This is a genomic window from Arthrobacter sp. 2YAF22_2 (genome assembly GCF_052114645.1).
Taxonomy (GTDB): Bacteria; Actinomycetota; Actinomycetes; order Actinomycetales; family Micrococcaceae; genus Arthrobacter.
This window is the reverse complement of record NZ_JBFRFD010000786.1, coordinates 1-1,000: the sequence shown is the minus strand read 5'-3', so window position 1 is coordinate 1,000 and position 1,000 is coordinate 1. Positions and strand designations below refer to the sequence as shown.

Below are 1,000 nucleotides of genomic sequence, written 5' to 3'. Positions count from 1 at the left end.
TCCGCCGCAGCAGCGAAGCCGAGCAGCGCCGCGTCCTGCGCCGCCGTCGAACTCAACTCCCGCAACTGGCCCAGAAAACTGCCGAGTGACGGAGCGGCGCCGCGMTCATCACCGTCCGGCCGACCGGCCGGACGAGAGACGAGAACTGCACCGATTCCCATGCACCAATTCAAACAAGAGGGTCTGACATTTTAAGAGCACCCGGTGCATGCCAGCTGAGCTCTTTGCTCCCGCTGACGCTCCCGAAATCCCTAACGCCCCGTCCATCCCGCGGTTCGGTTCCGGCGCATCCTCCACAGAGAGATCTTCGGCAGTTGCGGCCCAGCTGGCGAGGAGTTGCAAGTTGTCGTGAGAGGGCGTTCCCGGTCGAGCCGTGTAGGCGAGGAACAGCAGGGGGCCGGGCATCGTGGGACCCCCAGAGGGTTCGGAAGGCGTCGCTTCGGGTGGACAACTCACCGACCAGAGGCCGGAGGGCCCGGTCGTCCGGGACCCGACCGGCCTCCGCGCGCAGCATTGCCACGGTCTGCTGGGTGGCCTCATCCCAGTCCGGGTACATGTCCTTCGCCGCGGGGGAGAGGAACAGGAAATGGATGAAGTTGGCAGGCTGGCCGCTTCGGCCGGTGACGCGCGCCTGGGCGTAGAGCTCCGAGAAGAGGGCGCGGCCCAGCTGATTGGCCGCCACGATATCCAGCCGGCCGTTTTGGACGACCGCCGGGACAAGGGTCATTGCGTCGAGAAGCTGCTGCACGCCGGACCGCATTTCCTGACGTTTCGCCGGTCGCCGGGTCCGGGCGTCTTGCCACGTAGTGGTGTTGGCTGCACGGACCAGGTCGAAGAGATGCGCGCGCTCGGCGTCGTCCAGTTGCAACGCCCGGCTGATCCCTTCGAGGATTCCTTCCGACGCACCCTTGGCTTTTCCCCGTTCCCGACGGAACTCGACGTGCACCGCGACGCCGAGCCGGTCAATTCCTGAGCCCCCCCAGCCCGCTGTGTGCGACTT

1 protein-coding gene is annotated in these 1,000 nt (G+C 66.6%); it reads right to left on the bottom strand.

The window, feature by feature from the left end:
• Window positions 1–169: 169 nt before the first annotated feature.
• Window positions 170–727: an MmyB family transcriptional regulator gene (locus AB4Y86_RS19535; protein WP_441403769.1), complete on the bottom strand. Its 558-nt coding sequence runs from the start codon at window positions 725–727 to the stop codon at window positions 170–172.
• Between the last annotated feature and the right edge of the window lie 273 nt (window positions 728–1,000).

Excerpts from the sequence above, each read along its gene's own strand:
- AB4Y86_RS19535 (WP_441403769.1), bottom strand. The coding sequence starts at position 727 with ATGACCCTTGTCCCGGCGGTCGTCCAAAACGGCCGGCTGGATATCGTG.